Raw genomic sequence first — 26,839 nt, forward strand, 5'->3', positions numbered from 1 at the left:
TGGCATGGCGCGGCTGAACTACAACGAACTCAACGACACGATCCGCTACACCGCTTGGTCGGTCTTCCGGGCCGAGCCCGGCAAACTGGGTGAGGATCGCGGGGACGCCGCGCGGGAGACCGCCGAGTACCTCGACGCGCTCGAGGGCAAGGGCGTGGTCGTGCGCGGGGTGTACGACCTCGCGGGCATGCGTGCCGACGCCGACTTCATGATCTGGTGGCACGCCGAAGAGGTCGAGCAGGTGCAGGCCGCGTACAGCGGGTTCCGCCGCACGCCGCTCGGCCGCGCGTCGACCCCGGTGTGGAGCCAGATGGCGCTGCACCGGCCCGCCGAGTTCAACAAGAGCCACATCCCGGCGTTCCTCGCCGGTGAGGACGCGCGCAAGTACATCTGCGTTTATCCGTTCGTGCGCTCCTACGACTGGTACCTGCTGCCCGACGACGAGCGCCGCAAGATGCTCGCCGACCACGGCAAGGCCGCCCGCGGCTACCCGGACGTCCGGGCGAACACGGTCTCGTCGTTCGCGCTCGGCGACTACGAATGGATCCTCGCCTTCGAGGCCGACGAACTGCACCGCATCGTCGACCTGATGCGTGACCTGCGCGCCACCGAGGCCCGCCGTCACGTCCGGGAAGAGATCCCGTTCTACACCGGCCCGCGCGTGCCGCCCGCCGAGCTCATCGCGAACCTGCCGTAGTGATCACCGGCAGCGAATCGGTTCTGCCCGGCCCGTTCCGGGTCGCGCGCGCGGCCGCGCTGAGCATCGAGGCCGCCACCGACGCCGCGGGCGAACTCCTGCGGCTGCGCGGGATCGCACCGGGTGAGGTCACTGTGGACACTCGCCACGCGGCGGCGGCGTTCCACAGCGAGGCCTACCTGCTCAAGGCGTTCTCGCCCGACGGCGGCGACATCTGGGCGCCGCTTTCGGGCAACTACCAGGCACGCGACGGCTGGGTGCGGCTGCACTGCAACCATCCGCAGCACGCCGACGCCGTCTGCTGGGCACTCGGTGTGCCGCCGACCGTCCAGGCCGTCACGGCCGCGGTCGCGAAACGGTCCGCGCACGACGTGCAGGAAGCGGTGATCGCGGCGGGTGGCGCGGCCGCGCTGATGCGGTCGGCCGAGGAGTGGGCCGCTCATCCGCAAGGCCAAGCGGTCAGCGAACTTCCGTTGACAGGGAACGACGTCATCGGCGACGGGCCGAAGCGCGAGTTGTGGGAGTCGGACCGGCCGCTCGGCGGGATCCGGGTGCTGGACCTGACCCACGTCATCGCGGGCCCCGTCGCGGGCCGGGTGCTCGCCGCGCACGGCGCGAACGTGCTGCACCTCGGCGCCGCGCATCTGCCGGCCGTGGCACCGCTGGTGATGGACACCGGCATGGGCAAGAAGTCCGCCTACTTGAACCTCACCACCGAGGCGGGCCGGGCCAAACTGTGGAAGATGATCGGGCGCGCGGACGTGCTCCTGCAGTCGTTCCGGCCAGGTGCGTTGCCGCGCTTGGGTTTCACGCCGGAGAAGCTGGCCGCGGTCAGGCCAGGCCTGATCATCGCCGACCTCAGCGCGTACGGCTGGACGGGACCGTGGGCCCGCCGCCGCGGGTTCGACAGTCTCGTGCAGCTGGCGACGGGCATCGCGGCCGAGCAGGGGATGGACGAGCCTCGGCCGTTGCCGGTGCAGGCACTCGACCATGCCACGGGCTGGCTCGCCGCCGCAGGGATCATGGAAGCGGTGCGCGCGCAGGTCGCCGAGGGCGGCACGCGGCACGTCAGGGTCGCGCTGGCGCGGACCGCGTCGTGGCTGGACTCGTTGGGCCGCAAGGATCCCGCGGGGGAGATGCCGGACGTGTCCGACCTGCTGGAGAAGGTCGACAGCCAGTTCGGCGAGCTGACCAGGGTCAAGATGCCGGGTGAGCTGCCCGGCGGGAATCCTTTTTGGACACACGCGTCGCACCTACCCGGCAGTGATCCGCTTTCCTGGTAGCCAGCGCCGTTTCGGCTTCTTGAGCTCGCCGCGCTCGATGAGCCACTTCGCGAACCGTTCCGCGTCGTCGCGTGCCCGTGTTCCTTCGAACTTCGGGTACTCGGCGGCGTAGACCTCGAACAGCTCCGCGAACCGCGCGCCGAGTTCCTCGGGAATGTCCGGCCGGAGATAGCCGACGACGCGCCTTCGCTTGTTACGCAGCACGATCACTTCGGCGCGCACGCGGTCATGGTCGAACCCGGCGGGTGGAACGCCGCCCGCGAGCAGTGCGCGCAGTAGCTCCCCCTGCTGCGCCGCAAGCCGCTCGCGGGCGGACGTCATCGGGTGACCGCCTTCCTGATGGCAGCGAGTTCCGACGTGAGTTCGGCGTCGGACGGATAGTCGTCGTCGCGTTCGAGCAGCACGCCAGGAGGGTCCACTCTGGACCGGAGCTCGCCGAGAAGTTCCAGCACCTGCGGGAAAATCGGGTGGGCGTGCGTGTCGTGGTAGATGCCGTCGCGCTCGACGCCGCCCGCCATGTGCACGTACGCCAGCTGCTCCCACGGGATGTCGTCGAGGAAGGCGACCGGGTCGGTGCCCAGGTTGCGGGCGGTCGCGTAGAGGTTCGCGACGTCGATGATCAGCAGGCAGCCGGTGCGTTCGGTCAGTTCGCGCAGGAACCGGGCTTCGGTCAGCTCGGCGTCCGGCCACTCGAAGACGGCGGCGATGTTCTCCATGGCGAAGGGAACGCCCACAATGGACTGAGTCAGTTTGACATTGTCCACCAATACATCCAGGGCGTCACGAGTACGCGGGACCGGGATCAGGTGGCCGGCGTCGAGCCCGCCCGCGCGCACGAAACACACGTGATCGCTGGCCATCGGCGCGCCGAGTTCCTCGGTGACCGCGGCGAGATGCTCGATCCGCGTGGTGTCGACCGGCTCCGCCCCGCCCAGTGAAAGCGAGACCGCGTGCGGGAGGACGGGGAGCCCGAGCCCCGTGAGGGACTCGGGCAGGTGCTCGGTGTGGAGGTTCTCGGCGACGACCTCGACCCAGTCGACACCCGGGATCCGGGCGATCGAGAGGTCGATCTCCGGCCGCCAGCCGATCCCCACTCCGAGCTTCCCCCGTGTGTCAGCCACCGCAGCCCCCGCCGCCACCACAGGAACTGCCACCACCACAAGAACTTCCGCTGCTGCACGAACTCCCGCTGCTGCAGGACGACGAGCCCGAGTAGCTGCTGCCGCCCCAGCCGCCGCCGGACGAGATCGGCGGCATCAGCACCGCGCTGAGCGCCGGGTCCGGGTACATCGTCAGGCCGCCGACGGCGACGAGCCCTGCCGCGCCCGCCAGCACCGCGTTGTGCTGTGCCGTACGGCTTTTCTCCTTGCTGAGCTCGCTCTGCCCCTTGGTGGTCGGCTTGACCTTGACCGGCTTCTTGGCCACCGTGCGGGCGATCAGCGTGGCCACCAGCGCGACGATCACGAGCGCGGTGAGCCAGCCGACCGGGCGGCCCAGCGAAAGCCCGTTCACCCAGCGGGCGAAACCGACGGCCAAAACCGCTAGGTAGAGCCAGAAAACGACCTTCCGGATGGCGCGCGTCTTGGTTCCTGGCACGACCAGCCCGCGCCGTTCGAGGTCGGTGGCGAGTGCCTTGAGCTCGGCGGAACTGCGCATCCGGACCATGATGCTCAAGGTCGACTTGCCGGTCGCCGTCTTGACCACCGCGGCTTCCAGCGGATCGCCGGGAATCGCGCCGGTCGCCCGGATCTTGCGGTCACTGCTGACCCGCAGCAGTCCCCGCTCGACCAGTGCGGCGATGATCGTCTCGATCACGCGGTTTTGGCCGCCTGCCAGGTAAGCGTATTCGTAAACGGTGAGTGGGCGGCCGGTGTCGATCGCGGCCGTCGGCCTGGCGATCTTCGCACCGATGCCCAGGATGACCCGTACCACCAGCGGCGCTAGCAACAGTCCGATGTAGATCTGGATGAACGCCGGTCCCGAGATTCCCCAAGGGTTTTCCATCGCGCTTCCCCTCCCATCCGGGTGTCGGTCCACCGTAATGGCCGAGTGAGGAGAGCGTAGGGCTTGTATCCCGGTTCGAGAACTCGACTTAAGGCAAGCTTGAGGAGCAATTTCACTTCGAGGTGGCTTGCAAGGCCTTGGCCAGCTTCGGGTCGGGGTACCGCCGCAGCCCGCCGACGGCGACCAGGCCGGCGGCGCCGTCGACCGCGGACCGGTCCCCACGTGCTGTTTCGTAGGATTTCAGCCCCGCGAGCGTGGGCCTCGGCTGGGTGCGTTCCTTGGCCAGCAGCGCCGCTCCCGCCATCGCCGCGGCGACCAGCGGCAGCAGTAAAGGCCATTTCCAGCCGGCGATGCCGAGTGCCAGAACAATGGCGTACACGGCGCAGACGGCCCACCACACTCGGCGACGCAGCCGTTCCGGAGTGACCAGTCCGAGTGCTTCGAGTTCGGCGGAAATTGCCCGCATCGGCGCCGAATTCGCCAGTAACAAGCGAATTCCCGCCGCCGTGACACCTTTCGGGGAAACTGTCGCGGCGACTACCGCGTGCTCCAGTGGATGGACCACGGCGACGGGCGTGCAGAACAGCCGTCCGGTATCACTGACCCGGAGCTGTTCGCGTTCGATCATCGCGGCGACGACCGTCTCGGCGACACGGGCCGTGCCGCCGGCGAGATAGGCGAAGTGGTACAGCGTGGGCAGGCGGCAGGCGTGCTTGGCGCCGAGCAGCAGTACACAGCCCGCGCCTGCGAGCGCGGGCAGGATCAGCAACGCCAGATACGTCCACCCCGCCATGTCTCCTCCAGCAAACAGGACGCGGAGGAGCGGCGGGAGGTTCGCTACTCCTTGGGGACCAGTTTCAGCGAGATCGAGTTGATGCAGTAGCGCTGGTCCGTCGGGGTGTCGTAGCCCTCGCCCTCGAAGACGTGCCCGAGGTGGCTGTGGCACGAGTTGCAGAGCACCTCGATGCGCTTCATGCCCATCGTGCGGTCTTCGCGCAGCAGTACCGCGTCGGAGTCCGCGGGGTCGAAGAACGACGGCCAGCCGCAGTGACTCGGGAACTTCGTGTCGCTGCGGAACAGTTCGGCACCGCAGGCGCGGCACTCGTAGGAACCGGTCGTCTCGGTGTCGGTGTACTCGCCGACGTAGGGACGTTCCGTCCCCGCCTGGCGGAGGACCGCGTACTCCTCCGGGGACAGCTGCTCACGCCATTCCTGCTCGGACTTGACCACACGCGGAGTGGCCCCGACCACGGGTTTCATGCCTTTCACGGTTACGACGTTACTCCGCGAGCCACAGCAAAGCCCGCTCGACGATGTCCCAAGCGGCGACTATCACGCCCGCGATGATGAGGGTCGCCAGGAACGCGGCGATCCACCAGCGCAGGCCACCCAGGCGGTTGCTCGAATCGGCGAAGTCGGCGACGCCGTCGATCGACGCCTCGACGGTGAAGTTGGGCCCGCAGCGTTCCATCCGGTCCAGATGCTCGGCGAACGCGCGTGCTTCGGGGTCGTGCGGATCGAGCCCGACCAGATCCTCGTGGAAGCGAGGATGCTGGCCCGGTCCGGTGGGTCCGGTCTCGGCCATACCCCCACGGTATGCCACGGACACCGTTCGACGCACTCATCCGGCGGCGCGTCCCACCGCTACTGCTTGAGCCTGGTGTCCGAGTCGATCTTGGCCGCGCCGCCGAGTGTGACGATCCGCCAGCCGTAGCGGGGCGCGCTGTTGATGTTGATGTTCATGGTCAACGAGCTGTCGGGGTTCGCCTTGCCGGTGTCCGCGTTGACCTTGCCCCAGACACCGATCTTCTGCTCCGGCGCCTTCCAGTACGCCGCGAACTGCTCCTTCGAGCCGTAGACCTTCTGCGCGGCGGGGGTCAGCACGTTCCATGCCGCGTCACTGCCCCGGGTGGCCTCCTCGATGAAGGTCAGCATCGTGGCGGTCGCGGCGTTGAAGTCGACCTTGCCCTCGGACGGGGTGGAGTCCGGGCTGCCCGGCGCCGCCGAGCTCGCCGACGTCTTGGGGCTGCTCTTGCCGGGCTGCTGTGACGAGCTGGAGCCGGGACCGGCGGCCGTGCCGCCCGAGTCGTTGTCCTTACCTCCGGAGTTCAACGCCAGGAAGACGATCACCGCGATGACCACGACCGCCGCACCGGCGCCCGCGAACAGCATGGTCTTGCGCTTCGAGTCGGCGTTCGACGGCTGGGGCGCGCGCATCGGCGCGGCCGCCGACGGTACGGGCCTCGGCGGGGTCTGCGGCGGCATCGCCTGGGTCGGGCGAGGAGGTGTCATCGGCGGCGCGTAGGCCGCCGTCGGGGTACGCGGCGGAGTCGGCGGTCCCTGCGGGGCGTTGCGCTGCCAGGGCGGCGGCGCGCCGTTCTCGGCCGCGACCGGTCTCCGGCCGCCCGCGCCACCACTGGGCAGCGTCGGCGAGACGGTGATGCCGGGAAGCTGTTCGGTGCTCCTCGAGGCGAGCCTGCGGAGCTGGTCGGCGGCCTCGGCCATGCTCGGCCGCTCATCCGGCTCGGGCCGCAGCAGGCTCATCACCAGCGCGGTCGCCGGCCCGGCCTGCTTCGGCGGGACGATGTTGCCGTTCGCCGCCGCGTAGAGCAGCGCGAGCTGGTTGGAGGTGTCGCCGTAGGGCGTCAGCCCCTCCAGCGCCTGGTAGAGCGTCGCGCCGAGCGCGAAGACGTCCGAGCTGGGGACCGGGTCGGCGCCCCTGGCCAGTTCCGGCGCCAGATAGGCGGGCGTGCCGCCGATCAGGCCGGTCTGGGTGAGCGCCATGTCGCCCGCGGCCCGCGAGATGCCGAAGTCGGTGAGCTTGGCGACGCCGTTGCCGTCGATCAGGATGTTGCCCGGTTTGACGTCGCGGTGGACGATCCCGGCCCGGTGCGCGGCCACGAGCGCCGACGCGACCTGCTCGCCGATGCGCGCGACCTGGCCGACCGGCAGCGTCGGGTTCTGCGCCAGCACGGCCGACAGGCTGGGCCCGTCGACGAACTCCATCACCAGGCACGGGTCGCCGCTGTGCTCGGCGATGTCGAACACGACGATGGCGTTCGGATGCTGGAAGCGAGCCGCGTTCTTCGCCTCGCGCATGGCGCGCTGGCGCATGTTGTCGCGCTCGGCCTCGGACACACCCGGCTGGGCGAGGATCTGCTTGACGGCCACGGAGCGTTCGAGGCGCACGTCGATGGCGCGCCAGACGACCCCCATGGCACCGCTGCCGATGTGCTCGACCAGGCGATAGTGCCCTGCGATCAGTTGCCCGGTGTCGATGGCGCCTGCTCCTCGGAAATCTCCGCGATAATGGCTGTTGGTCAGCGCGAACCCCGCCTCGCGCACCCGATCGAGTGTAGCGGGCTGACGTTCGCGATCTGCGTCAGCCAGCCGTAGAACTCGTCACGTACTCCGGCTCGGCGACCGGCGGTACCCGGCGCTTGAAGGTCCTGACCAGGCCGATCGCGCCCACGGCGGCGAATCCGGCATAGCAGGCGAGCAGCGCGGGCGGCGTGTTGCCGGTCAGCGCGTCGCCGAGCACGACCACCGCGATCGTGCCTGGGAGGCTACCCAGCGCTGTACCCAGCAGATATGGCGTCAGCCGGACGGATGAAACGCCACAGCAGTAGCTCATCGGCGCGAACGGGACCACTGGGATCAGCCGCAGCGAGGTGATCGCCAGCACACCGCCGTCGGAGAGGTGCTCATTGACCACGCGCACCGACTTGCGGTGCAGATGCCGGGCCACCAGCTCGCGGCCGAGCAGCCGCGCGAGCCCGAACGACAGCCCGGACGCGATCGTGGTCGCGAGGATGCCGATCAGGATGCCCGCGGTCGCGCCCAGCAGCAGCCCGCCGGCCAGGTTGAAGACCGTTCGCGGGATCGGGGCGACCGTGAGGACCGTGTAGGTGAGGAAGAACAGCCATGGCGTCGCCGGGCCGAGCTCGGCGGCCCAGACGCGCAGTTCGGCGGGAGAGGGGATCGGCAGCAGTAGCGCGGCCGCCACGAGCGTGGCGAGCAGCGCGAGCGCCACGGCCAGTTTGGTTCTCCCCGACATGGCACCCACGGTACCGATCCGGGATTACCGTGGGTGCCATGCCCAAGAACGGCGATCCGATCGAGTACCAGGTAGGCGAGCGCACGGTCAGGGTGACCAGCCCCGACAAGCCGTACTTCCCCGAGCGGGGGTTCACGAAGCGGCAGGTGGTGGAGTACTACATCGCCGTCGGCGAGCCGCTGCTGCGGGCGATCGGCGAGCGGCCGACCACGCTCAAGCGCTACCTCGAAGGCGTCACGGGGGACTGGTTCTACGCCAAACGGGTGCCGAAGGGCGCACCCGAGTGGGTGGAGACCGCCAAGATCACCTTCCCCTCCGGCCGGACCGCCGAGGAGGTCTGCCCGACCGAGCCCGCCGTGTTCGCCTGGGCGGCGAATCTCGGCACCTTCGACTTCCACCCCTGGCCGGTGCGCCGCCCCGACGTCGACCACCCCGACGAGCTCCGCATCGACGTCGACCCGCCGGACAACGCCGGTTTCGAGGACGCGGTCGCCGTCGCGGGCTGCGTGCGCGAGGTGCTGGCCGACGCCGGGCTGACCGGCTACCCGAAGACCTCGGGCGGGCGCGGGGTGCACGTGCTGGTCCGGATCCGGCCGGAGTGGGACTTCATCGACGTCCGGCACGCGGTGATCGCGCTCGGCCGCGAGGTGCAGCGGCGGATGCCGGACAAGGCGACCATCTCGTGGTGGAAGGAGGAGCGCGGCGGCCGCGTGTTCCTCGACTACAACCAGGCCGCGCGCGACCGGACCGTCGCGTCCAGCTGGTCCGTCCGGGGGACGCCGAGGGCGACCGTGTCGACTCCGGTCACCTGGGACGAGCTCACCGAGGTGCACCCGGACGACTTCGACATCTTGTCCGTACCGGTCCGCCTCGCCGAGGTCGGTGATCCGCACGCCGAGCTGGACTCGGTCACGCACGGTATCGAAACGTTGCTCGAGTGGTACGCACGTGATGAACGTGACTTGGGGGTCGCCGAACTGCCTTATCCGCCGGATTACCCGAAAATGCCTGGTGAGCCCAAGCGAGTTCAGCCGAGTAAAGCGCGATCCGATACTTAAGTTGTTTCGGCCGAACGGGTAACGTCGTAGGGCGCAGTCGCGACTATGCGCAATACATGTAGCTCGGCCGAAACCCAGGAGGATTGCCGGCATGGACGATCTGGTCGCCTTCCTCAAGGCCAGGGTGACCGAGCGGCAGTCGTTGATCATGCGCGCCGTCAAGAAGACCAAATCGGGCGAGCGGCTCGACCGCGGCGAGTCGAAGGTCGTGATCGAGAAGCGGATCCGCGCGCTGACCGAACTCGAGCTCGACGTGGTCAACCAGATGGTCCAGGAATCCGAGACGGTGCGCCGGATACTGGCGACGCACCGCACGGCGGTCAACGACCAGGTGCCCGGTTTCCCGCTCTACGGCAGGGACTACTGGTGTGAGACGTGTCATGTCCCCTCGGACGAGGCTGGCTCGAACTGGTGCATGACGCTGCGGCTTCTCGCGCTGCCCTACGCGGACCACAAGGAGTACAACGACGCCTGGAAGCCGTAGCCGGGAATGATCTCCGGCCGGCGGCGTTGCTCTTTGTGTGCTGCCGTCCCGATTTTCCGTGCTGGATCGTTCACCCGTTCGCGCCAACGGGTCGCCGGGCGAGGCCCTGCGTGAGACCGTCGCGTTCGCGCGCGAGATCGAAGCGCTGGGGTTCCACAGGTTCTGGGTTTCCGAGCATCACAGCGTTCCCGGCATCGCGGGCGCGGCTCCGCTGGTGCTCGCCTCGGCCGTGGCGGCGGCGACGTCGACCATCCGCGTCGGCACCGGCGGGGTGATGCTGCCGAACCATCAGCCACTGGTGGTCGCGGAACAGTTCGGGGTGCTGGAATCGCTGTTTCCCGGCCGGATCGACATGGGTTTGGGCCGATCCGTCGGGTTCACCGGCGGAATCCGCCGTGCGCTGGGGCACGGCAAGGACGACGCCGACCGCTTCGGCGAGCAGCTTTCCGAGCTGCTGGGCTATTTCGACGGGACGCAGGATCGGCATCCCGGCGTGCACGCGGTCGCCGCCGAGGGCACGCGGGTGCCCGCCTTCCTCCTCGCGACCGGCGCGGGCGCGGACCTCGCGGCCGAACTCGGGCTGCCACTCGTGATCGCCGCCATTCGCGGGGAAAAGGCGATGATCGACGCGATAGACCGCTATCGAGACAATTTCCGACAATCATCCTTCGGTCCCGCGTATGTGATCGTTTCCACCGCTGTTTCGGTGGCCGGTAATTCTGCGGCCGCCCGGAAACTCCTGCTTCCGGAGGCGTGGTCGACGACCTATTCGCGGACCCGCGGCGAGTTCCCGCCGCTGCTCACACCGGACCAGGTGCTCGCGTTGCCGATCACCGACCGTGAGCGCGCCCGGCTCGAGCAGTCCCTCTCCGGGCAGATCTTCGGCACCGGGCCCGAGGTACTGGACCGTCTCGAAGGACTCGCCGGGCGCGCCGGCGCCGACGAGTTCCTGATCACCACCGCGAGCCACGACCGCGGCGAACTGCTCGAGTCGTATCGCCAACTCGCTGGCCTGGTGAACCGTCAGGTTGCTACTGTCGCCGGGTGACTGCCGGGTCGGCCTTGAGCCATGAGCAGACGGGGTGCCCGGCCAGGGCTTGACCGCCCGTGGCCCGCCGCCTTCCGTGCGTTCCCTGTAGAGGAAACGTGCACGGGAAGGAGGTGAAAAGCATGTCTCCCACACAGATTCCACTGCCGGTCTGGCAGGACTTCGTCGCACGCCACAGCGCTGGCGGGGTGCTCGACGGGCTCGTGACGCAGGTGCTGCCGTTCGGGGCGTTCGTCGAGGTCGCCGACGGCGTCCAAGGCCTGCTGCCGAGGGTCGCCACCGAACGCGGCGCCCGCATCGCGGTGAAGATCGACCGGATCGACGTCGAGAACCGCCGCTTCAGCCTGGTAGAGGCGTAGCGGAGGACGGTGGGGGCCGAGGCGGGCCCCCACCGTGTCACGCCACGCGTTCGAAGACGGCGGCGAGCCCTTGGCCCCCGCCGATGCACATGGTTTCGAGGCCGTAGCGGGCGCCGCGCCGCTGCATCTCGCGCACGAGCGTGGTCAATATTCGGACGCCGGTCGCGCCGACCGGATGACCGAGTGAGATGCCGGAGCCGTTGACGTTCAGCCGCTCGGCGAAGTCCCGCTCGGTCAGCTTCCACTCGCGGGTGCAGGCCAGCACCTGGGCGGCGAACGCCTCGTTCAGCTCGATGAGGTCGATGTCGCCAAGGCTGAGCCCAGCGCGCTCGAGTGCCTTGGCCGTGGCGGGCACCGGGCCGATCCCCATCGTGCGCGGCGGTACTCCGGCGACCGCCCAGGAGACCAGGCGGGCCAGCGGCCGCAACCCCAGTTCGGCGGCTTTGGCGGCGCTGGCGACCACGCACACGGCGGCCCCGTCGTTCTGCCCGCTCGCGTTGCCCGCGGTGACAGTGGCTTCGGGGTCCTGGCGCAGCATGACCGGCTTGAGCGCGGCGAGTGACTCGGCGGTCGTGTCCGCGCGCGGGTGCTCGTCGGTGTCGATGACGACATCCGGTTTGCCACGCTTGCCGGGAATCGTGACGGGCACGATCTCCTCGGCGAAGACCTCGCGTGCCGCGACCGCGCGCTGGTGCGACGTCACCGCGAGGGCGTCCTGCTCTTCACGCGGGATGCGGTACTCGCGCCGGAGGTTCTCGGCCGTTTCGAGCATGCCGCCCGGCACGGGGAAGTTGGCGCCTCCCGCGGTCAGCCGCGCCCGCGCGAGACGGTCGTGCAGCTCGACGCCGGATCCCTTGACGCCCCAGCGCATCGCGTCGCTGTAGAACTCGACCTGGCTCATGCTCTCGGCGCCGCCGGCGAGCACCAGGTCGGCGACCCCGGTCTGCACGCGCATGGCCGCGTCGAGCACGGCCTGGAGCCCGGACCCGCAACGCCGGTCGACCTGCAGGCCGGGCACCTCGACCGGCAGCCCGGCGTCCAGCGCGGCGACCCGGCCGATCGCGGGCGCCTCGCCGTTGGGGTTGCACTGGCCGAAGATCACGTCGTCGACCGCGGTGACCGGGATCCCGGTGCGGCGCAGCACTTCGCGGATGACGGTCGCGGCCAGTTCGGTCACGGGAACGTCCTGGTAGACGCCCCCGAAACGCCCGACGGCGGTGCGGACGGGTTCGCAGATCAGCACTTCTTCGGTCACGCCGTCATAGTGCCACCCGCGGGTTCAGAGCCAGCCGTCGAGCGAGCCCATGAACCCTTCGTGGTCGGCGTAGTGCAACGTGTGATCGGGATGCGCCACCTCTCGCACCTCGAACCCGCGCTCGGCCAGTTCGGCCGCGAAAGCGGTGGACAGCACCCGGCTCGGCTTCGCGAGCTGGATCATCGACGGCACCACGGCTGGCGGCGCGAGATCCCGCCCGGCCAGCCGGTGCAGGAACCCGACCGAGGTGTCGAGGTCCCACGCCGCGATCGTCTCGGCCTCGACCTCCTTCGCCTCGTCGTTCCACTGTGGACGTTCCGCGAACAGCTGCTCGACACTGAGTGCCTTGGTGCGAGCCATATCCCGGGTGATGAACGCCTCCAGCACATCGAGCCGCGGCACCCGGAACAGCGGCTCCGAGTAGATCGCCCGCTCCGGCAGCAGCCGCTCGACGGCCAGCGCCAGCGTCATTCCACCCATCGAGTGACCCAGCGCCAGCGCGGGCTTGGCGGGCACGGTCGCCAGCAACGCTTCGGCGAACTCCGCGGGCTCGGCATCCGGCGCCGGCGCCGAACCGCCATGCCCCGGCAGGTCGACGGCGATCACCCGGTACCCGCGCCCGGCCAGCTCCGGCCCGACCCGCCACCACGCGCGCGAGCTCGCGCCCATCCCGTGCACCAGCACGGCGACCTGGTCGCCGGAACCCCACTCACGCGTGTGCAGCCTCATGCGACCTTTTTACCGAACTCCGGGTCCCTTCTGCCGCCTTGACCAGGGGCGGCCTTCACGATGGTGTCCTGTGCCCACCGTTCGCTGAAGCCCGCGAGGAACGCGAGACCCCAGAAGAACGAACTGGCATCCGCCGTTTGCTCGGGTTTGAAGGGGAGCAGCCCGCCGTGAGCCAGCACGTAGAACGCGAGACCGAACAGCGCGCCGGCGAGCGGCCGGAGCGCACCCGCGAAAACGGTCAGCCGGGGTCGTCGTTCGATGGCCACGTCGAGCCGGTTCCGATGGGTGATCCTGGCCATCACGCTCACCACGGCGCCGATTCCGCCCGCCACGAGGCACCCGGCGAAGAGCGCGGGCACGCTGACGAGTTCGATCAGCCCCCAGACGATGATCCCCGAAGTGGCCGCGCCCGCCATCAGTCCTACCAGGTACCAGGAAAGGGCCGCGTTCTTGGCGGCGTCGATCGCGAATTCCTTCGCATGGCGGACGTCTTCCTCCGCGGCCGCGCTCTCCTTGTTCAGCCGCTCTTCGATTTGTTCGGCTGTCAGATTCTTCTTGGTCCTCGCCTTGGTGACGAGATCCAGGACGCCGAGCAGGTGGACGATCACGGCGTAGATCATCTGAGAGAAAATCTCCTGCGGGCGCCCGCGCAGGAAAGCGGAGAACTTTCGTTCTTCGCGTCGCGCGGATCGTAACGCCAAAGAGAGATTCGGGTTGGCTTCCGTGCTGTTGTAGCAAGTCAGGATGCGATGGAGCCGACCCTTCTTGACCAGTACGACGAGGGCTTCGGCGAACCGGAAGTAATCCTCCTCGACGATCTCGCCACGGTACTTTTCGAATCTTCTTCGGATTTCGTCCAGGTTGCGCTGGCCGTCGCTGAGTATTTCCGCTCGCAGCTGGAGCAGCGACGGTCTTTCCGGCATGCCGGTGGTGTCGGACACGGTGACCCCCCTCGGGTTCGTGCTGAGCCATCCATCATGTCCGAATATTCGCGAGTGGATGTGTCAGGTGACGCAAACGTTTCTACTTCTTCGCCAAGCGGAGTTGCAGTTGCGTCAGGATGCGTTGCGCGGAGTCCGCGAGGTCGATTCCCGAGATCTCCTCGGCGCGCCGGACGCGATACCGGACCGTGTTCGGGTGGATGTTCAACTCGCCGGCGGCTTTGCGCACGTCGCCGAAAGCGTCCAGATACGCCAGCAGCGCGGGCACGAGTATCCCGCCGTGCTCGGCGTCGTGCGTCACCAATTCCGTCAACCGGGGATCGCGAATCCGAGGCTGGTCGCCCAGATATGCGAGCACTTCGGACAACAGGACCTCGGCGCGCACGTCCGCCAGTGAGGCGACGTCGGCATTCCAATGGCCACGCGCCATTGTCGCGAGCACACGGTCCGCGTCGGCACGCGAAAGGACGCTTTCGGCCAGGCGCGGCACCACGCCGCCCAGCGCGGCACGGACGGGGACGTCGAGATGCCGGGCCGCGGCGGCGACGATCTCCTTGGCCAGTGCGAGTACCCGGGTTTCGCCGCGTTCCGGTAAATCCGGCAGCAACGCGTACACGCGGCCGCCGATGACGCTCACCATCGCGCTGCGCCGGTACGCCGCCGTGTGCACCGAGATCAGGTTGACGAGCTCGGCGCGCCGGAGCTGGCGGCCGGTGCTCGCGCCCTCGCGGTGCAGCGCGAAAACGACCACCATCGCCGGGCGCGCGGGGTCCGCGCCGATGTCGTCGGCGACCGACTCTGCGTCGACGCGGCCGTCGAGCAAACTGACCAAAAGGTCTTCGCGCAGGCGGTTTTCGGGGCTCGGCAGGGTCCGGTGCCGGATCAGCTGGGGCGCGAGTGTCCGGCTGGCGCCCAGCAGCGCGGACTCGGCCTGGTCGTTGAGCGGCTGTGAACCTTCCTGCACCCAAATGGTGCCCAATGGCTGCGAGCCCGCGTGGATGCCTGCCGCGATGCGCCTGCGGATGCCGAGATCCGGCCGCTCGTCGATGCGGACGATGCCTTCGCCCGCACGCAGCCGTTGATAAACGCCCCACTCGCGCAGCATCGCGAGATAGCGTTCCGGCCCCTGTCGTCCCAAAATCGACAACCGCCGCAGCTCGTCGACCTCGTCGCCCGCCCGCGAATACGCGAGGACGCGGCTCGCCGTGTCCTCGATGCTGACCAGACCGCCGGTCAAGGTCGCGATCGTTTGCGCCAGCGAGAACAGGTCGCCCAGCACCTCGCCCGTCTCGGCCTCGCCGCCCGCCCGCGCCGCGTCGATGACCGCTCGCGTCAACGCCTCGACCTGCTCCCAGCGGGCCTCCGGCCGGACCTCCAGCAGGGTGACGCCCGCGTCGGCCGCGACGCTCGCCAGTCCCGTCGCGCCCTTGACGGCGACGGCGGCCGCCCCGCTCTTGCCGGCGACACGGATCGCGGGCGCCGCGGACCGGCCGCGGGCGCCGATGACCAGCACGAGGTCGCCGGCGTGTGCCTCCGGCGGGTCCTCGGGGTCGAGGATGACCACGTCGTCGACCCGCACGCCCAGGCCCTGCGGCGCGGTCACGACCTCGACCAGCGGGTCGCCCAGCGTGGCCAGGATATGGCGCAGTGAAGTGCTCAAGATTTCATCCGATCGAACAAACCAGTACTACCTATCTTAGCGAGTCGGACAAACACCTGGCACGCTTCGGGGCATACCGTTTTCGGGTACCCCACGAAGGTGAATGTCGTCAGGAGTGCTGCTGTGGATGCCGTGACCCAGACCCCCGCCCCCAAGAACGAGCCGGTGCTGAACTACGCGCCCGGCAGCGCCGAGCGCGCTGAGCTCGAGGGCGCGCTCAAGCAGCTGGGCGGAGCCGAGCCGATCGACCTGACGCTGACCATCGGCGGCAAGCAGCGTGCCGGTGGCGGCGACAAGATCGACGTCGTCCAGCCGCACAACCACGGCCACGTGCTCGGCACCATCCGCGGCGCCACCGCGCAGGACACCACCGACGCGATCGCCGCCGCCAACGCCGCGGCCCCCGAGTGGCGCGCGCTCAGCTTCGACGACCGCGCCGCGATCATCCTGCGCGCGGCCGACCTGCTGTCCGGCCCGTGGCGCGCCAAGCTCAACGCCGCCACCATGCTCGGCCAGTCGAAGACCGCCATCCAGGCCGAGATCGACTCCGCCTGCGAGCTGGCCGACTTCTGGCGCTTCAACGTCGACTTCGGCCGCCGCATCCTCGCCGAGCAGCCCACCAGCTCGCCGGGCCTGTGGAACCGCATGGAGCAGCGCCCGCTCGAGGGCTTCGTCTACGCGATCACCCCGTTCAACTTCACCGCCATCGCCGGAAACCTGCCGACCGCGCCCGCGCTGATGGGCAACGTCGTGCTGTGGAAGCCGTCGCCGACGCAGAGCTTCGCCGCGCACTTGACCATGCGCCTGCTCGAAGAGGCCGGCATGCCGCCGGGCGTGATCAACCTGCTCCCCGGCCACGGCGCGCCCGTGTCCGAGGTCGCGCTGACCCACCGCGACCTGGCTGGCATCCACTTCACCGGCTCGACCGCGACCTTCCAGCACCTGTGGAGCACCGTCGGCGCGAACATCGCCGGTTACCGCAGCTACCCGCGCCTGGTCGGCGAGACCGGCGGCAAGGACTTCGTGCTCGCGCACCCGTCCGCCGACGTCGACGTCCTGCGCACCGCGCTCGTCCGCGGCGCCTTCGAGTACCAGGGCCAGAAGTGCTCCGCCGCTTCGCGTGCCTACGTCCCGCGCTCGCTGTGGGCCCAGCTCAAGGACGGCCTGGTCGCCGAGACCGAGGCGCTGAAGATCGGTGACGTCACCGACTTCTCCAACTTCGCCGGCGCCGTCATCGACAAGCGCGCGTTCGACAAGCACTCGGCCGTGCTGCAGTCCGCGGCCGCGGACCCGCAGATCGAGGTTCTCGTCGGCGGCACAGCCGACGACTCCGTCGGTTACTTCGTCAAGCCGACGATCCTCGTCTCGGACAACCCGACGCACGAGATCTTCAGCACCGAGTACTTCGGCCCGATCCTGTCGCTGCACGTCTACGAGGACGCCGACTACGACAAGGTCCTCAAGCTGATCGACGAGACCGCCAGCTACGCGCTGACCGGCGCCGTCATCGCCAACGACCGCGCCGCCGCCGCCAAGGCGACCGAGTCGCTGCGCTTCGCCGCTGGCAACTTCTACATCAACGACAAGCCGACCGGCGCCGTCGTCGGGCAGCAGCCCTTCGGTGGCGCGCGGGCGTCGGGCACCAACGACAAGGCCGGTTCGATCCTGAACCTGCTGCGCTGGACCAGCCCGCGCTCGATCAAGGAGACCTTCGTCCCGCCCACCAGCGTCCGCTACCCCCACCAGGGCTGAGCCTTTTCCCGGGGCCTTTCACTAGGAGACTCGTCATGCTGCGTGCACCGTTGCTCGCCGCCGCCAGGTCGCGGCGCATGCGTTCGCTGGTCGAGACCGTGCCCGCCACCCGCTCGGTGGTGCGCCGGTTCGTCGCCGGATCGGACACGGCCGACGCCGTGGGCGTCGTCCGTGAGCTGACCGAAGACGGCTTGCGGATCACCCTCGACCACCTCGGCGAGGACACCACCGACGCGTCGCAGGCCACCGCGACCGTTCGCGCCTACGAGGAGATGCTCGCCGCGCTAGCCGCGGACGGGCTCGCCAAGGGCGCGGACGTCTCGGTCAAGCTTTCGGCCGTCGGCCAGTTCCTGCCCGTGGACGGCGAGAAGATCGCGCTGGAGAACGCGCGCCGGATCTGCGAGGCCGCGGCGGGCGTCGGCGCGACCGTGACGCTGGACATGGAAGACCACACCACCACGGACTCGACGCTCGGCATCCTGCGTGAGCTGCGCGTCGACTTCCCGTGGGTGGGCGCGGTGCTGCAGGCGTATCTGCGCCGCACCGAGCAGGACTGCCGCGAGCTGTCCGGCGAGGGTTCGCGGGTGCGGCTGTGCAAGGGCGCCTACGCCGAGCCCGAGACCGTCGCTTTCCAGGACAAGGCCGAGGTCGACCGGTCCTATGTGCGCTGCCTCAAGGTCCTCATGTCCGGCAAGGGCTACCCGATGGTCGCCTCACACGACCCTCGCATGATCGCCATCGCCGAAAAACTGGCGATGGAGGCCGGGCGCGTGCCGTCCGACCACGAGTTCCAGATGCTCTACGGCATCCGGCCGGAGGAACAGCGCCGGATCGCGGCGGACGGCGAGACCATGCGCGTCTACGTGCCGTACGGCGACGAGTGGTACGGCTACTTCATGCGCCGTCTCGCCGAGCGTCCCGCGAACCTGACGTTCTTCCTGCGGGGCCTCGCTACCCGCGGGTGACCTGCTGATGAAGCCCGCTTCATCCCAGACCGGGATGAAGCGGGCTTTGTCTCGTTTTCAGGCGTTCGGAGTCGCCTCGGCGTGCACCTTGGCCATGTCGAGCTCGCGCGCGGTCTTCAGCAGCTCTTCGAGCCCGGCTTCGCTGAGCGAGCCCGGCTGGGCGTAGACGAGCACCTTTTCCCTGATGATCGCCAGCGTCGGGATCGAGCGGACGTCGAACGCGGCGGCGAGCTGCTGCTCGGCCTCGGTGTCGACCGCGGTGAACAGGATGTCGTCGTGGTTCTCCGACACTTTTTCGTACGTCGGCGCGAACTGGCGGCACGGCATGCACCAGCCCGCCCAGAAATCGATCACCACGAAATCGTGGTTCTCGACGACTTCGTCGAAGGTCGCGGCGGTCAGGTCGATGGTGGCCATGTAACTCATTCTGCCCTCTCGGGGGAGGTGTTTCTTCTCGGAGAGCGCGACAATGGCCTGGGCCTGTGTGGCGAGACCCGTGGAGATGACTGGTATGGACCCCGTTCGCGTGCTGCTGGTCGAGGATCACGACATGGTCGCCGAGGCGCTGGCCCTGGCGCTGGAGGCGTTCCGAGAGGTCGAGCTGATCGAGCGCGCGAACTCGCTGGAGACCGGCGTCGCAGCCGCCGCCAGGTTCGGGCCCGACGTCGTGCTCCTCGATCGCAGGCTCCCGGACGGCGACGCGATCGCGGCCATCGGCCGGTTCGCGCCGGCGCGGGTGCTGGTGCTCACCGGCGACGCGAACAGCAGGATCACGGCCAGGCTGCTCGAAGCGGGCGGCGCGGGTCTGATCCTGAAATCCTGCCTGCTCGAAGATCTCGTCGCCGCGATCAAGTCGGTGGCGGCCGGCGAGATCGTCATCGACCGCCAGCTGCTTCCCGAGGCCGGGCTCACTGCCCGCGAACGAGCCGTGCTGACGCTCATCGCGGCCGGAGCGGGCACCGAACGCATCGCCGGCGAACTGAGCCTGGCCAGGAGCGCCGTGCGTGACCACATCGAACGGATTCTGGCCAAAACCGGCGCGCGGTCGCAGCTGGAAGCCGTCGCCTACGCGCGGCGAACCGGGCTGATCGACTAGGCGGGGGCACGATGACTGACGAGTTCCGGCTGCTCGCGCAAGGCGTCGTCGAGTACGCGATCTTCATGGTCGACGTCGACGGGCGGGTCACCGGCTGGAATCCCGGTGCCGAGCGGATCACCGGCTACCGCGCCGGCGAGATCATCGGCGAGCACATCTCCCGCTTCTATCCAACGGACGTGGCGGCCGACGGCCGTTCGGAAGCCGACCTCGTCGTGGCTTCGGCCGAGGGCCGTCACGTGGTCGAAGGCTGGCGGGTGCGGCGCGGCGGTGAGCGGTTCTGGGCGCATGTGGTCACCACAGCGCTGCGCGACGAGGACGGCGTGCTGCTCGGGTTCGGCAAGGTCGTGCGCGATGTGAGCGCGCAGGCGGACGCCGACGGCGGACATGCCGATCTGCGCCGGACGTTCGCGCACCTGGTGCGCGCGCAGGAGACCGAGCGGCGGCGGATCGCCTGGGACGTGCACGACGACTCGATCCAGTCGATGATCGCGGCCAGCATGCGGCTGCAGGTGCTCATCGCGCAGCAGCCGGAGACCGCCAGGCAGGCGCTGATCGAACTCGACGAGTCGATCCAGGCGGCGGTGCGGCGGCTGCGCGTGCTTGTCGCCTATTTGCGGCCGCCGACGCTCGACGGCCGCGATTTGGTCGCTTCAGTGCGCGGCTATCTCGAAGAGGTGGTGGCCGGCTGGGGATTGGCTTACACCTTGCGGCACGAGCTCACCGCGGAACCGCCGCCGGAAGTGGTGGTGAACGTGTTCCGGATAGCGCAGGAGGCTTTGGTGAACGTCCACAAGCACGCGCGTGCCCGCGGTGTCGAGGTGTCCTTGACCGAACAGCGGAATGGTCTGCTCGTACGGATATCCGATGATGGGATCGGCATCGCCGCGTCGGCGCCCACCGTGCGCGGCGAGCATATCGGCATGATCGCGATGCGCGAGCGGGCCGAAGCCGTGCGCGGCTGGTTGAATGTCGAGAGCCGATCAGGTGAAGGCACCACTGTGGAATTCTGGGTACCTGGGTCGGCATGGGAAAACGACTGACGATTTCCGGTTCACCACGCAATCGTTGAGTAAACGAAACCTGCGAGCGCGGCGCGCGAAGGATAATTTTCCCAGCGTCGGCCGCTGCCCCTGGACAGTCCCGGCGGAGCGCCGTGACCGGAATTCCCACGAGGATTCACGCGACGGCGACTAGGCAGTCCCAGCCCACTCCGGACCCTGGTGGCAGAGGATTCAGGGAGGGCGTCATGCCCGAGGCCGACAATTCCCGCCGTAGTGCCGTCTGGCCGGTGGCCGGGCGTGGGCGTATCGGACGCAACGAGGTCCGCAAGGTCGAGAACGAGACGAAGACCTTCCGCGCGCTGGACTACCGGTACGGCGGCGGCTGGTGCTCGGAGGCCGTGGCGGCACAGCTCTCCTGGGGGTATCGCATGCTGGCGGCCGATTGCAGCGACTCGGTGCGGGAACGGCTGTGCGTCGCACTGGCCGATCTGACCAGTGTCGCGGGCTGGACGTCGTTCGACGCCGGCCAGTCCGATGCCGCGCACGCCAGGTTCGACCGCGCGCTGGATCTCGCCAGGGCCGGCGGCGACGAGGTGCTGGCGTCGAACATCCTGTACCGCAAGGGCCGCGTGTTCCTGCATCACGACGCCGCGCTCGACGCGCTGGAGATGTTCCGGCTCGGTGAGCGGGCCGCCGAGGACGGCGGGTCGATGCTCATGCTGAGCGTGCTGTGCGCGAACGAGGCCTGGGCGTACGCCAAGCTGGGCGACCGCGACCTGGCGCTGGCGTCGCTCGGCAGGGCGAGCGACGCGTTCGAACGGTCCGATGGCGCCGTCGCCCCGGTGTGGGCGCGGTTCTTCGGCGAAACCGACCTCACGGCGATGGCGGGCACCGTGCACACCGAACTCGCCGTGACGCTGGATTCGTCGTACGCGTCGGCGGCCATCACCGAACTGACCAAGGTGGTCAAGAGCTATGGCTGCAGCATGGCGCGCAGCAAGTCGTTCTGTTTGGTCATGCTGGCGACCAGTCATCTGCTCGAAGGCGACGTCGACCAGGCGGCGGCGGTGGCCGATGACGCGCTGGCGAAGGCTTTGACTCTTAAGTCTTCGCGGTTCATGGATCGGCTTACGCCGCTTAAGAAAGCCGCAGACTGCCGTAGCGACAACCCGGACGTGCGTGCGCTGGCCGAGCGCATCAAGGCGTTCCGTTCGGTGGCGGCCTGATGGCGGGAGCGCTCAACGACGAAGGCCTGCAGCGGTTGCTCGAAGGGCTCAAAGCCGTTCGAGACGGCGATTTCAGCACCAGGCTGCCGCAGGTCGACGACCTGCTGATGGACGAGATGGCCGTCGTGTTCAACGGCATGGTCGATCAGCTAGCCCTGTTCACGTCGGAGGTGACGCGGGTCGCGCGCGAGGTCGGCACGGACGGGAAGCTCGGCGGTCAGGCCGCGGTGCCGTCGGTTTCCGGGACCTGGAAGGACCTCACCGATTCGGTCAACGCGATGGCGGGCAACCTGACCGGCCAGGTGCGGGACATCGCCGAAGTGGCGACGGCGGTGGCGCAGGGCGACCTTTCGCAGAAGATCACGGTCGATGTGAAGGGAGAGATGCTGGAGCTGAAGAACACGATCAACACGATGGTCGACCAGCTGTCGTCGTTCGCCGACGAGGTGACGCGCGTGGCGCGCGAGGTCGGCAGTGAAGGGCGCCTTGGCGGGCAGGCGGAAGTGCCGGGCGTGGCTGGGACGTGGCGGGATCTGACGACGTCGGTGAACTTCATGGCCGGAAATCTGACGGATCAGGTCCGGTCCATCGCCGAAGTGACGACCGCGGTGGCGAAAGGCGACCTTTCGCAGAAGATCACGGTCGACGCGCGTGGCGAGATCTTGGAGTTGAAGAACACGATCAACACGATGGTCGATCAGTTGTCGTCGTTCGCCGATGAAGTGACGCGCGTGGCGCGCGAGGTCGGTACGGAAGGCGCGCTCGGCGGGCAGGCGCAGGTGCCGGGCGTGGCTGGGACGTGGCGGGATCTGACGACGTCGGTGAACTTCATGGTCGGAAATCTGACGGCGCAGGTCCGCTCGATCGCGCAGGTCGCCACCGCGGTGGCGAAAGGCGATCTGACCCAGAAGATCACGGTCGACGCGCGTGGCGAGATCTTGGAGTTGAAGAACACGATCAACACGATGGTCGATCAGCTGTCGTCTTTCGCCGACGAAGTGACCAGAGTGGCACGGGAGGTCGGCACCGAGGGGCGGCTTGGTGGTCAGGCGGACGTCAAAGGTGTGTCGGGTACGTGGAAGGGCTTGACCGAGTCGGTGAACGTCATGGCCGACAATCTGACCGATCAGGTCCGTTCCATCGCCCAGGTGACCACGGCTGTCGCACTCGGCGACCTTTCGCAGAAGATCCGGGTCGACGCGCGTGGCGAGATTTTGGAACTGAAAGACACGATCAACACGATGGTCGGCCAGCTGTCGTCGTTCGCCGATGAGGTGACGCGTGTTGCGCGGGAGGTGGGTACCGAGGGGCGGCTTGGTGGTCAGGCGGACGTCAAAGGTGTGTCGGGTACGTGGAAGGGCTTGACCGAGTCGGTCAATGTCATGGCCGACAATCTGACCGATCAGGTCCGTTCCATCGCCCAGGTCGCCACCGCGGTCGCGCGCGGCGATTTGTCGCAAAAGATCACAGTGGAGGCCAAAGGCGAGGTCGCCGCGCTGGCGCAGACGATCAACACGATGGTCGACACGCTGTCGGCGTTCGCCGATGAGGTGACGCGCGTGGCGCGGGAGGTCGGCACCGAGGGCATCCTCGGCGGCCAGGCGCGGGTGCCCAACGTGGCGGGCACGTGGAAGAACCTCACCGACAACGTCAATTCCATGGCCAACAACCTGACCAGCCAGGTCCGGAACATCGCGCAGGTGACCACCGCGGTCGCGCAAGGCGACCTTTCGCGCAAGATCGACGTCGACGCGCGCGGTGAGATCCTCGAGCTGAAGACCACGATCAACACCATGGTCGACCAATTGTCCGCCTTCGCCGCGGAAGTGACGCGCGTGGCGCGCGAGGTCGGCAGCGAGGGACGGCTCGGCGGCCAGGCCGAGGTCGAAGGCGTGTCCGGCACCTGGAAACGGCTCACCGAAAACGTCAACGAACTCGCCGGGAACCTGACCAGGCAGGTCCGCGCGATCGCCGAAGTGACCAGCGCGGTGGCGACGGGTGACCTCACCCGGTCGATTTCCGTCGAAGCGCAGGGCGAGGTCGCCGAGCTCAAGGACAACATCACCGCGATGGTCCAGTCGCTGCGCGAGACCACTCGCGCCAACGAGGAGCAGGACTGGCTCAACACCAACCTCGCGCGGATCTCCCGGCTCATCCAAGGCCACCGAGACCTGCGCGTGGTCGCCGCGCCGATCGTGAACGAACTCGCCCCGCTCGTCGGCGCCCAGCACGGCACCTTCTTCCTCACCGAATCCGGTGAGGTCAGGACGAGACTGCGGCTGATCGCCAGCTACGGGCACAGCGAGGAAGGCGACATCCCGCGCGAGTTCCCACTCGGGCAGTCCCTGGTCGGCCAGGCCGCGCTCACGAAGAAGCCGATCGTCGTCGACCAGACACCGCCCGGCTACGTCAAGATCTCGTCCAGTCTCGGGGCGGCGGCGCCGGTCAACCTCATCGTGCTGCCGACCGTGTTCGAGGACCAGGTGCTCGGCGTCATCGAGCTGGCGTCGTTCACCCGCTTCACCATGGTGCAGCGGGATTTCCTCGAGCAGCTGATGGAGACGATCGGCGTCAACGTCAACACGATCATCGCCAACGCGCGCACCGACGCGCTGCTCGAAGAGTCCCAGCGCCTCGCCGCCGAGCTGCAGGCCAGGTCGGAGGAATTGCAAGCGCAGCAGGCGAAACTCCAGCGGTCGAACGCCGAGCTGGAGGAGAAGGCCGAGTTGCTGGCCAGGCAGAATCGCGACATCGAGGTCAAGAACTCCGAGATCGAGCAGGCCAGGCAGGAGATCGAGGAACGCGCCCAGCAGCTGGCGCTCGCGTCCAAGTACAAGTCCGAGTTCCTGGCCAACATGTCGCACGAACTGCGCACACCGTTGACCAGCCTGCTCATCCTGGCCGGCGTGCTCGCGCAGAATTCGACGCAGAACCTGACGGCGAAGCAGGTCGAGTTCGCCAAGGTCATCCAGTCGGCTGGCACGGACCTGCTGCAGCTGATCAACGACATCCTGGACCTGTCCAAGGTCGAGGCCGGCAAGATGGACATCCACCACGAGCCGTTCCCGCTGCGGCAGCTGCTCGACTACGTGCGCACGACTTTTCGTCCGCTCACCGCCGAAAAGGGCCTCGACTTCCAGGTCAACGTCGGCCGCGATGTGCCCGAGCTGTTGTTCACCGACGAACAACGACTCCGGCAGGTGCTGCGCAACCTGCTGTCCAACGCGGTCAAATTCACCGAGCGGGGGAGTGTGGAGCTCAACGTCGAAATGGTCGGCACGGTCGTCTCGCCGTCAGACCACGAACCCTTGGTCGCGTTCAGTGTCACCGACACCGGCATCGGCATCGCCGAGGAGAATCTCGACTCGATCTTCGGCGCCTTCCAGCAGGCCGACGGCACGACCAGCCGCAAGTACGGCGGCACCGGTCTCGGCCTGTCGATCAGCAGAGAGGTCGCTTACCTGCTGAGTGGCGAAATCCGCGCCGAAAGCCAGCTCGGCCACGGCAGCACGTTCACCCTCTACCTGCCCGTGTCCCGGTTCACCGCCATCCTCGACGACACCGGCCCCGACCGGACCCCGGTCGCGGAGCCCGACGGCGCACGGCGCGTGCTCGTGGTCGAAGGCGAGACGAACAGCCTGCTCACCCTGCTCGCCCGCGGAGTCGCCGCGGATCTGTCCGATACGCACGGCCCGGTCCTGGTCGAGTCCGTTTCGGCGCCCGCGGAAGCCATCGAAGCGCTCGCGGTTCACCCGTTCCGGTGCATCGTGCTCGACACCAGCATGCCGGGCACCACCGCGCTCACCTTCCTCAAGCGCCTCACCGAAGGCGCCGAGCCGATCAGCGTGCCCGTGCTGGCCCACGCCAGCCGTCAGCTCAGCTCGGCACAGGATCGGCTCCTGCAGGCCCACGTGCGTGTTCATCCCGTCGAGCTGTTGTCGTCGCTCGACGCACTCCGCGAGCGCATCATCTTGCATTTGTCCGCCGCCGAGCTGGACGGGATTTTGCCACTCATGCGACAACCGGAGACCGCTCCGGAGCCTGTCGTCCCGGAGAACGCCGAGGCGACGCCCCACCGGCTGCGAGGTCGCAAGGTCCTGCTCGTCGACGACGACGCCCGCAACGTCTTCGCCATCTCCGGGATGCTCGAGCTGAACGGCCTTTCGGTCGTCCACGCGCCGAACGGCCGCAAAGGTATTGAAGCACTGCTGGCCGACAAAACCATCGACCTGATCCTGATGGACGTCATGATGCCGGAAATGGACGGCTACGCGACCACGGCCGCGATCCGCGAGATGCCGCTCTTCGCGGACCTGCCGATCATCGCCGTCACCGCCAAGGCGATGGAAGGCGACCGGGAGAAGAGCCTCGCGGCCGGCGCGAGTGATTACGTGACCAAACCGGTCGATGTGGACGAACTGCTCGCGTGTATGGAGCGCTGGCTAGACGTCTGACGGCTCGCTTAGCCTGCGGATGGCGGCGATGATCTCCGTGTTCGCGATCCCTTTGACCAGATATTCGGTGACCCCGGCCGACGCCATCTGCGCGATCGACCGGGTGTCCCCGTGCGCCGAAAACGCCATCAACCGGATTCCCGGCACCCGCCGCGGCAGCTCACGGGCCATTCGCACCCCGCCACCGCCGGGAATCCGCACGTCCAGGATCGCGATCGCCGGGCTCAGCCGCTCGGCCAGCACGAGCGCCTCGTCCACGTCGGCCGCGACCCCGACCACCTCGATATCGGGCTCGGTCTCCAGCAGCACCCGCAGGGCCGCGCCGATGATCGGATTGTCGTCGGCCACCAGCACCCGCACACGCGCCGGGTTCCCGTTCCCGCCCGCCGCGTGCCCCAGTGAGGACATCGCGCTGCTCAGCACGCTACGTGCCGGGAAATCTGCAGCCGCCGATCCACCAGCGCCTGCGCCACCTCGTCGATCTTCCGGTTGTGATTCCGGCAGAACGCCCGCAGCAGGGCGAACGCCTCATCCACCCCGATCTGATGCCGCTCGGCGAGGATCCCCTTCGCCTGCTCGATCGGCAACCGGCGGTCCAGCGCCCGCTGCAGCTGCTCGGAGCGCCGCCGGTAATGCCGCAGACGAGACCGCAACGTGGCCGTCTCACTCGCGGCGTCCGGCGTGCCAGGCGACGGGGGGCGCGAAGTCATGGCGTGCATGACGTGATCGTGGCAGCACCCTCCGTCGTCGCGAAAGTATCCAACGTC

27 protein-coding genes are annotated in these 26,839 nt (G+C 68.5%); 12 read left to right on the plus strand and 15 right to left on the minus strand.

Annotated elements, in window-relative coordinates; genetic code table 11:
- Positions 1-4: 4 nt before the first annotated feature.
- Together hemQ and ACFV15_RS02250 are read left to right on the plus strand one after the other, a co-directional pair.
- Positions 5-697, plus strand: coding sequence for a hydrogen peroxide-dependent heme synthase (gene hemQ / locus ACFV15_RS02245; protein ID WP_378348301.1), 693 nt, complete (start codon positions 5-7; stop codon positions 695-697).
- Positions 697-1,980 carry a CoA transferase gene (locus tag ACFV15_RS02250; RefSeq protein WP_378348302.1) on the plus strand — a complete coding sequence of 428 codons (1,284 nt, stop codon included), beginning with the start codon at positions 697-699 and terminating at the stop codon, positions 1,978-1,980. The genes hemQ and ACFV15_RS02250 overlap by 1 nt, the downstream gene beginning before the upstream one ends.
- On the opposite strand, the gene ACFV15_RS02255 is transcribed toward ACFV15_RS02250, so the two are convergent.
- The 8 genes from ACFV15_RS02255 to ACFV15_RS02290 all read right to left on the minus strand — a co-directional run bounded on the left by ACFV15_RS02255 (position 1,951) and on the right by ACFV15_RS02290 (position 8,041).
- Positions 1,951-2,301 (minus strand): hypothetical protein, encoded by a 351-nt coding sequence (locus tag ACFV15_RS02255; RefSeq protein ID WP_378348303.1) that lies wholly within the window; start codon positions 2,299-2,301, stop codon positions 1,951-1,953. The genes ACFV15_RS02250 and ACFV15_RS02255 overlap by 30 nt on opposite strands.
- Positions 2,298-3,101 (minus strand): DUF692 family multinuclear iron-containing protein, encoded by an 804-nt coding sequence (locus tag ACFV15_RS02260; RefSeq protein ID WP_378348304.1) that lies wholly within the window; start codon positions 3,099-3,101, stop codon positions 2,298-2,300. Before ACFV15_RS02260 ends, ACFV15_RS02255 begins: the two co-directional genes overlap by 4 nt.
- On the minus strand, positions 3,094-3,984 hold the full coding sequence (locus ACFV15_RS02265; protein WP_378348305.1) for a TIGR04222 domain-containing membrane protein: 891 nt from the start codon (positions 3,982-3,984) through the stop codon (positions 3,094-3,096). Before ACFV15_RS02265 ends, ACFV15_RS02260 begins: the two co-directional genes overlap by 8 nt.
- 112 nt (positions 3,985-4,096) lie before the next feature.
- Positions 4,097-4,777 carry a TIGR04222 domain-containing membrane protein gene (locus ACFV15_RS02270; RefSeq protein WP_378348306.1) on the minus strand — a complete coding sequence of 227 codons (681 nt, stop codon included), beginning with the start codon at positions 4,775-4,777 and terminating at the stop codon, positions 4,097-4,099.
- 44 nt (positions 4,778-4,821) lie between these two features.
- Positions 4,822-5,244, minus strand: a complete 423-nt coding sequence (gene msrB / locus ACFV15_RS02275; protein WP_378348307.1) for a peptide-methionine (R)-S-oxide reductase MsrB — start codon at positions 5,242-5,244, stop codon at positions 4,822-4,824.
- 19 nt (positions 5,245-5,263) lie between these two features.
- Entirely contained in the window at positions 5,264-5,569 is a 306-nt protein-coding gene (locus ACFV15_RS02280; RefSeq protein ID WP_378348308.1) for a hypothetical protein, read from the minus strand.
- A 59-nt stretch (positions 5,570-5,628) separates the two neighbouring features.
- On the minus strand, positions 5,629-7,200 hold the full coding sequence (locus tag ACFV15_RS02285) for a protein kinase (protein ID WP_378348445.1): 1,572 nt from the start codon (positions 7,198-7,200) through the stop codon (positions 5,629-5,631).
- 166 nt (positions 7,201-7,366) lie between these two features.
- Entirely contained in the window at positions 7,367-8,041 is a 675-nt protein-coding gene (locus ACFV15_RS02290) for a TVP38/TMEM64 family protein (RefSeq protein WP_378348309.1), read from the minus strand.
- A 38-nt stretch (positions 8,042-8,079) separates the two neighbouring features.
- Here ACFV15_RS02290 and ACFV15_RS02295 point away from each other — a divergent pair, with 38 nt between their 5' ends.
- The 4 genes from ACFV15_RS02295 (at position 8,080) to ACFV15_RS02310 (ending at position 10,990) form a co-directional block, all read left to right on the plus strand.
- Positions 8,080-9,099 (plus strand): DNA polymerase domain-containing protein, encoded by a 1,020-nt coding sequence (locus ACFV15_RS02295; RefSeq protein WP_378348310.1) that lies wholly within the window; start codon positions 8,080-8,082, stop codon positions 9,097-9,099.
- A 91-nt stretch (positions 9,100-9,190) separates the two neighbouring features.
- Positions 9,191-9,583: a DUF6221 family protein gene (locus tag ACFV15_RS02300; RefSeq protein ID WP_378348311.1), complete on the plus strand. Its 393-nt coding sequence runs from the start codon at positions 9,191-9,193 to the stop codon at positions 9,581-9,583.
- Positions 9,584-9,641: 58 nt separating this feature from the next.
- Positions 9,642-10,631 (plus strand): MsnO8 family LLM class oxidoreductase, encoded by a 990-nt coding sequence (locus ACFV15_RS02305; RefSeq protein WP_378348312.1) that lies wholly within the window; start codon positions 9,642-9,644, stop codon positions 10,629-10,631.
- A gap of 122 nt (positions 10,632-10,753) precedes the next feature.
- Entirely contained in the window at positions 10,754-10,990 is a 237-nt protein-coding gene (locus ACFV15_RS02310) for a S1 RNA-binding domain-containing protein (protein ID WP_378348313.1), read from the plus strand.
- 37 nt (positions 10,991-11,027) lie between these two features.
- Here the strand turns inward: ACFV15_RS02310 and ACFV15_RS02315 are convergent, their stop codons facing one another.
- The 4 genes from ACFV15_RS02315 to ACFV15_RS02330 all read right to left on the minus strand — a co-directional run bounded on the left by ACFV15_RS02315 (position 11,028) and on the right by ACFV15_RS02330 (position 15,575).
- On the minus strand, positions 11,028-12,245 hold the full coding sequence (locus ACFV15_RS02315) for an acetyl-CoA C-acetyltransferase (RefSeq protein ID WP_378348314.1): 1,218 nt from the start codon (positions 12,243-12,245) through the stop codon (positions 11,028-11,030).
- A gap of 24 nt (positions 12,246-12,269) precedes the next feature.
- The gene (locus ACFV15_RS02320) at positions 12,270-12,974 is read right to left on the minus strand and encodes an alpha/beta fold hydrolase (protein WP_378348315.1); all 705 of its coding nucleotides are present in this window, start codon (positions 12,972-12,974) and stop codon (positions 12,270-12,272) included.
- Positions 12,971-13,915, minus strand: a complete 945-nt coding sequence (locus ACFV15_RS02325) for a hypothetical protein (protein ID WP_378348316.1) — start codon at positions 13,913-13,915, stop codon at positions 12,971-12,973. Before ACFV15_RS02325 ends, ACFV15_RS02320 begins: the two co-directional genes overlap by 4 nt.
- Before the next feature lie 82 nt (positions 13,916-13,997).
- Entirely contained in the window at positions 13,998-15,575 is a 1,578-nt protein-coding gene (locus tag ACFV15_RS02330; protein ID WP_378348317.1) for a PucR family transcriptional regulator, read from the minus strand.
- Positions 15,576-15,698: 123 nt separating this feature from the next.
- On the opposite strand from ACFV15_RS02330, the gene pruA reads away from it, so the two are divergent.
- Positions 15,699-17,327 carry an L-glutamate gamma-semialdehyde dehydrogenase gene (gene pruA, locus ACFV15_RS02335; RefSeq protein WP_378348318.1) on the plus strand — a complete coding sequence of 543 codons (1,629 nt, stop codon included), beginning with the start codon at positions 15,699-15,701 and terminating at the stop codon, positions 17,325-17,327.
- Between the two features lie 35 nt (positions 17,328-17,362).
- Complete coding sequence (locus ACFV15_RS02340) at positions 17,363-18,292, plus strand: proline dehydrogenase family protein (protein WP_378348319.1); 930 nt, start codon at positions 17,363-17,365, stop codon at positions 18,290-18,292.
- A gap of 57 nt (positions 18,293-18,349) precedes the next feature.
- On the opposite strand, the gene ACFV15_RS02345 is transcribed toward ACFV15_RS02340, so the two are convergent.
- Positions 18,350-18,709: a thioredoxin family protein gene (locus ACFV15_RS02345; RefSeq protein ID WP_378348320.1), complete on the minus strand. Its 360-nt coding sequence runs from the start codon at positions 18,707-18,709 to the stop codon at positions 18,350-18,352.
- Between the two features lie 94 nt (positions 18,710-18,803).
- Here ACFV15_RS02345 and ACFV15_RS02350 point away from each other — a divergent pair, with 94 nt between their 5' ends.
- The 4 genes from ACFV15_RS02350 to ACFV15_RS02365 all read left to right on the plus strand — a co-directional run bounded on the left by ACFV15_RS02350 (position 18,804) and on the right by ACFV15_RS02365 (position 26,072).
- Positions 18,804-19,388, plus strand: coding sequence for a response regulator (locus ACFV15_RS02350; RefSeq protein WP_378348321.1), 585 nt, complete (start codon positions 18,804-18,806; stop codon positions 19,386-19,388).
- An 11-nt stretch (positions 19,389-19,399) separates the two neighbouring features.
- Positions 19,400-20,431: a PAS domain S-box protein gene (locus tag ACFV15_RS02355; protein ID WP_378348322.1), complete on the plus strand. Its 1,032-nt coding sequence runs from the start codon at positions 19,400-19,402 to the stop codon at positions 20,429-20,431.
- A 206-nt stretch (positions 20,432-20,637) separates the two neighbouring features.
- The gene (locus tag ACFV15_RS02360; RefSeq protein WP_378348323.1) at positions 20,638-21,618 is read left to right on the plus strand and encodes a hypothetical protein; all 981 of its coding nucleotides are present in this window, start codon (positions 20,638-20,640) and stop codon (positions 21,616-21,618) included.
- Positions 21,618-26,072 (plus strand): HAMP domain-containing protein, encoded by a 4,455-nt coding sequence (locus ACFV15_RS02365; RefSeq protein ID WP_378348324.1) that lies wholly within the window; start codon positions 21,618-21,620, stop codon positions 26,070-26,072. Before ACFV15_RS02360 ends, ACFV15_RS02365 begins: the two co-directional genes overlap by 1 nt.
- Here the strand turns inward: ACFV15_RS02365 and ACFV15_RS02370 are convergent.
- Both ACFV15_RS02370 and ACFV15_RS02375 read right to left on the minus strand, forming a co-directional pair.
- Positions 26,061-26,480, minus strand: coding sequence for a response regulator transcription factor (locus ACFV15_RS02370; protein ID WP_378348325.1), 420 nt, complete (start codon positions 26,478-26,480; stop codon positions 26,061-26,063). The two genes, ACFV15_RS02365 and ACFV15_RS02370, sit on opposite strands and share 12 nt — an antisense overlap.
- Positions 26,481-26,488: 8 nt before the next feature.
- On the minus strand, positions 26,489-26,782 hold the full coding sequence (locus ACFV15_RS02375; protein ID WP_378348326.1) for an ANTAR domain-containing protein: 294 nt from the start codon (positions 26,780-26,782) through the stop codon (positions 26,489-26,491).
- Positions 26,783-26,839: the final 57 nt, after the last annotated feature.

Origin of the sequence: Amycolatopsis sp. NPDC059657, assembly GCF_042734395.1 — a bacterium.
Lineage (GTDB): Bacteria > Actinomycetota > Actinomycetes > Mycobacteriales > Pseudonocardiaceae > Amycolatopsis.

Excerpts from the sequence above, each read along its gene's own strand:
- hemQ (WP_378348301.1), top strand. The coding sequence starts at position 5 with ATGGCGCGGCTGAACTACAACGAACTCAACGACACGATCCGCTACACC.
- ACFV15_RS02255 (WP_378348303.1), bottom strand. The coding sequence starts at position 2,301 with ATGACGTCCGCCCGCGAGCGGCTTGCGGCGCAGCAGGGGGAGCTACTG.
- ACFV15_RS02265 (WP_378348305.1), bottom strand. The coding sequence starts at position 3,984 with ATGGAAAACCCTTGGGGAATCTCGGGACCGGCGTTCATCCAGATCTAC.
- ACFV15_RS02270 (WP_378348306.1), bottom strand. The coding sequence starts at position 4,777 with ATGGCGGGGTGGACGTATCTGGCGTTGCTGATCCTGCCCGCGCTCGCA.
- msrB (WP_378348307.1), bottom strand. The coding sequence starts at position 5,244 with ATGAAACCCGTGGTCGGGGCCACTCCGCGTGTGGTCAAGTCCGAGCAG.
- ACFV15_RS02280 (WP_378348308.1), bottom strand. The coding sequence starts at position 5,569 with ATGGCCGAGACCGGACCCACCGGACCGGGCCAGCATCCTCGCTTCCAC.
- ACFV15_RS02285 (WP_378348445.1), bottom strand. The coding sequence starts at position 7,200 with ATGGGGGTCGTCTGGCGCGCCATCGACGTGCGCCTCGAACGCTCCGTG.
- ACFV15_RS02290 (WP_378348309.1), bottom strand. The coding sequence starts at position 8,041 with ATGTCGGGGAGAACCAAACTGGCCGTGGCGCTCGCGCTGCTCGCCACG.
- ACFV15_RS02295 (WP_378348310.1), top strand. The coding sequence starts at position 8,080 with ATGCCCAAGAACGGCGATCCGATCGAGTACCAGGTAGGCGAGCGCACG.
- ACFV15_RS02300 (WP_378348311.1), top strand. The coding sequence starts at position 9,191 with ATGGACGATCTGGTCGCCTTCCTCAAGGCCAGGGTGACCGAGCGGCAG.
- ACFV15_RS02310 (WP_378348313.1), top strand. The coding sequence starts at position 10,754 with ATGTCTCCCACACAGATTCCACTGCCGGTCTGGCAGGACTTCGTCGCA.
- ACFV15_RS02320 (WP_378348315.1), bottom strand. The coding sequence starts at position 12,974 with ATGAGGCTGCACACGCGTGAGTGGGGTTCCGGCGACCAGGTCGCCGTG.
- ACFV15_RS02340 (WP_378348319.1), top strand. The coding sequence starts at position 17,363 with ATGCTGCGTGCACCGTTGCTCGCCGCCGCCAGGTCGCGGCGCATGCGT.
- ACFV15_RS02345 (WP_378348320.1), bottom strand. The coding sequence starts at position 18,709 with ATGGCCACCATCGACCTGACCGCCGCGACCTTCGACGAAGTCGTCGAG.
- ACFV15_RS02350 (WP_378348321.1), top strand. The coding sequence starts at position 18,804 with ATGGACCCCGTTCGCGTGCTGCTGGTCGAGGATCACGACATGGTCGCC.
- ACFV15_RS02355 (WP_378348322.1), top strand. The coding sequence starts at position 19,400 with ATGACTGACGAGTTCCGGCTGCTCGCGCAAGGCGTCGTCGAGTACGCG.
- ACFV15_RS02360 (WP_378348323.1), top strand. The coding sequence starts at position 20,638 with ATGCCCGAGGCCGACAATTCCCGCCGTAGTGCCGTCTGGCCGGTGGCC.
- ACFV15_RS02365 (WP_378348324.1), top strand. The coding sequence starts at position 21,618 with ATGGCGGGAGCGCTCAACGACGAAGGCCTGCAGCGGTTGCTCGAAGGG.
- ACFV15_RS02370 (WP_378348325.1), bottom strand. The coding sequence starts at position 26,480 with ATGTCCTCACTGGGGCACGCGGCGGGCGGGAACGGGAACCCGGCGCGT.
- ACFV15_RS02375 (WP_378348326.1), bottom strand. The coding sequence starts at position 26,782 with ATGACTTCGCGCCCCCCGTCGCCTGGCACGCCGGACGCCGCGAGTGAG.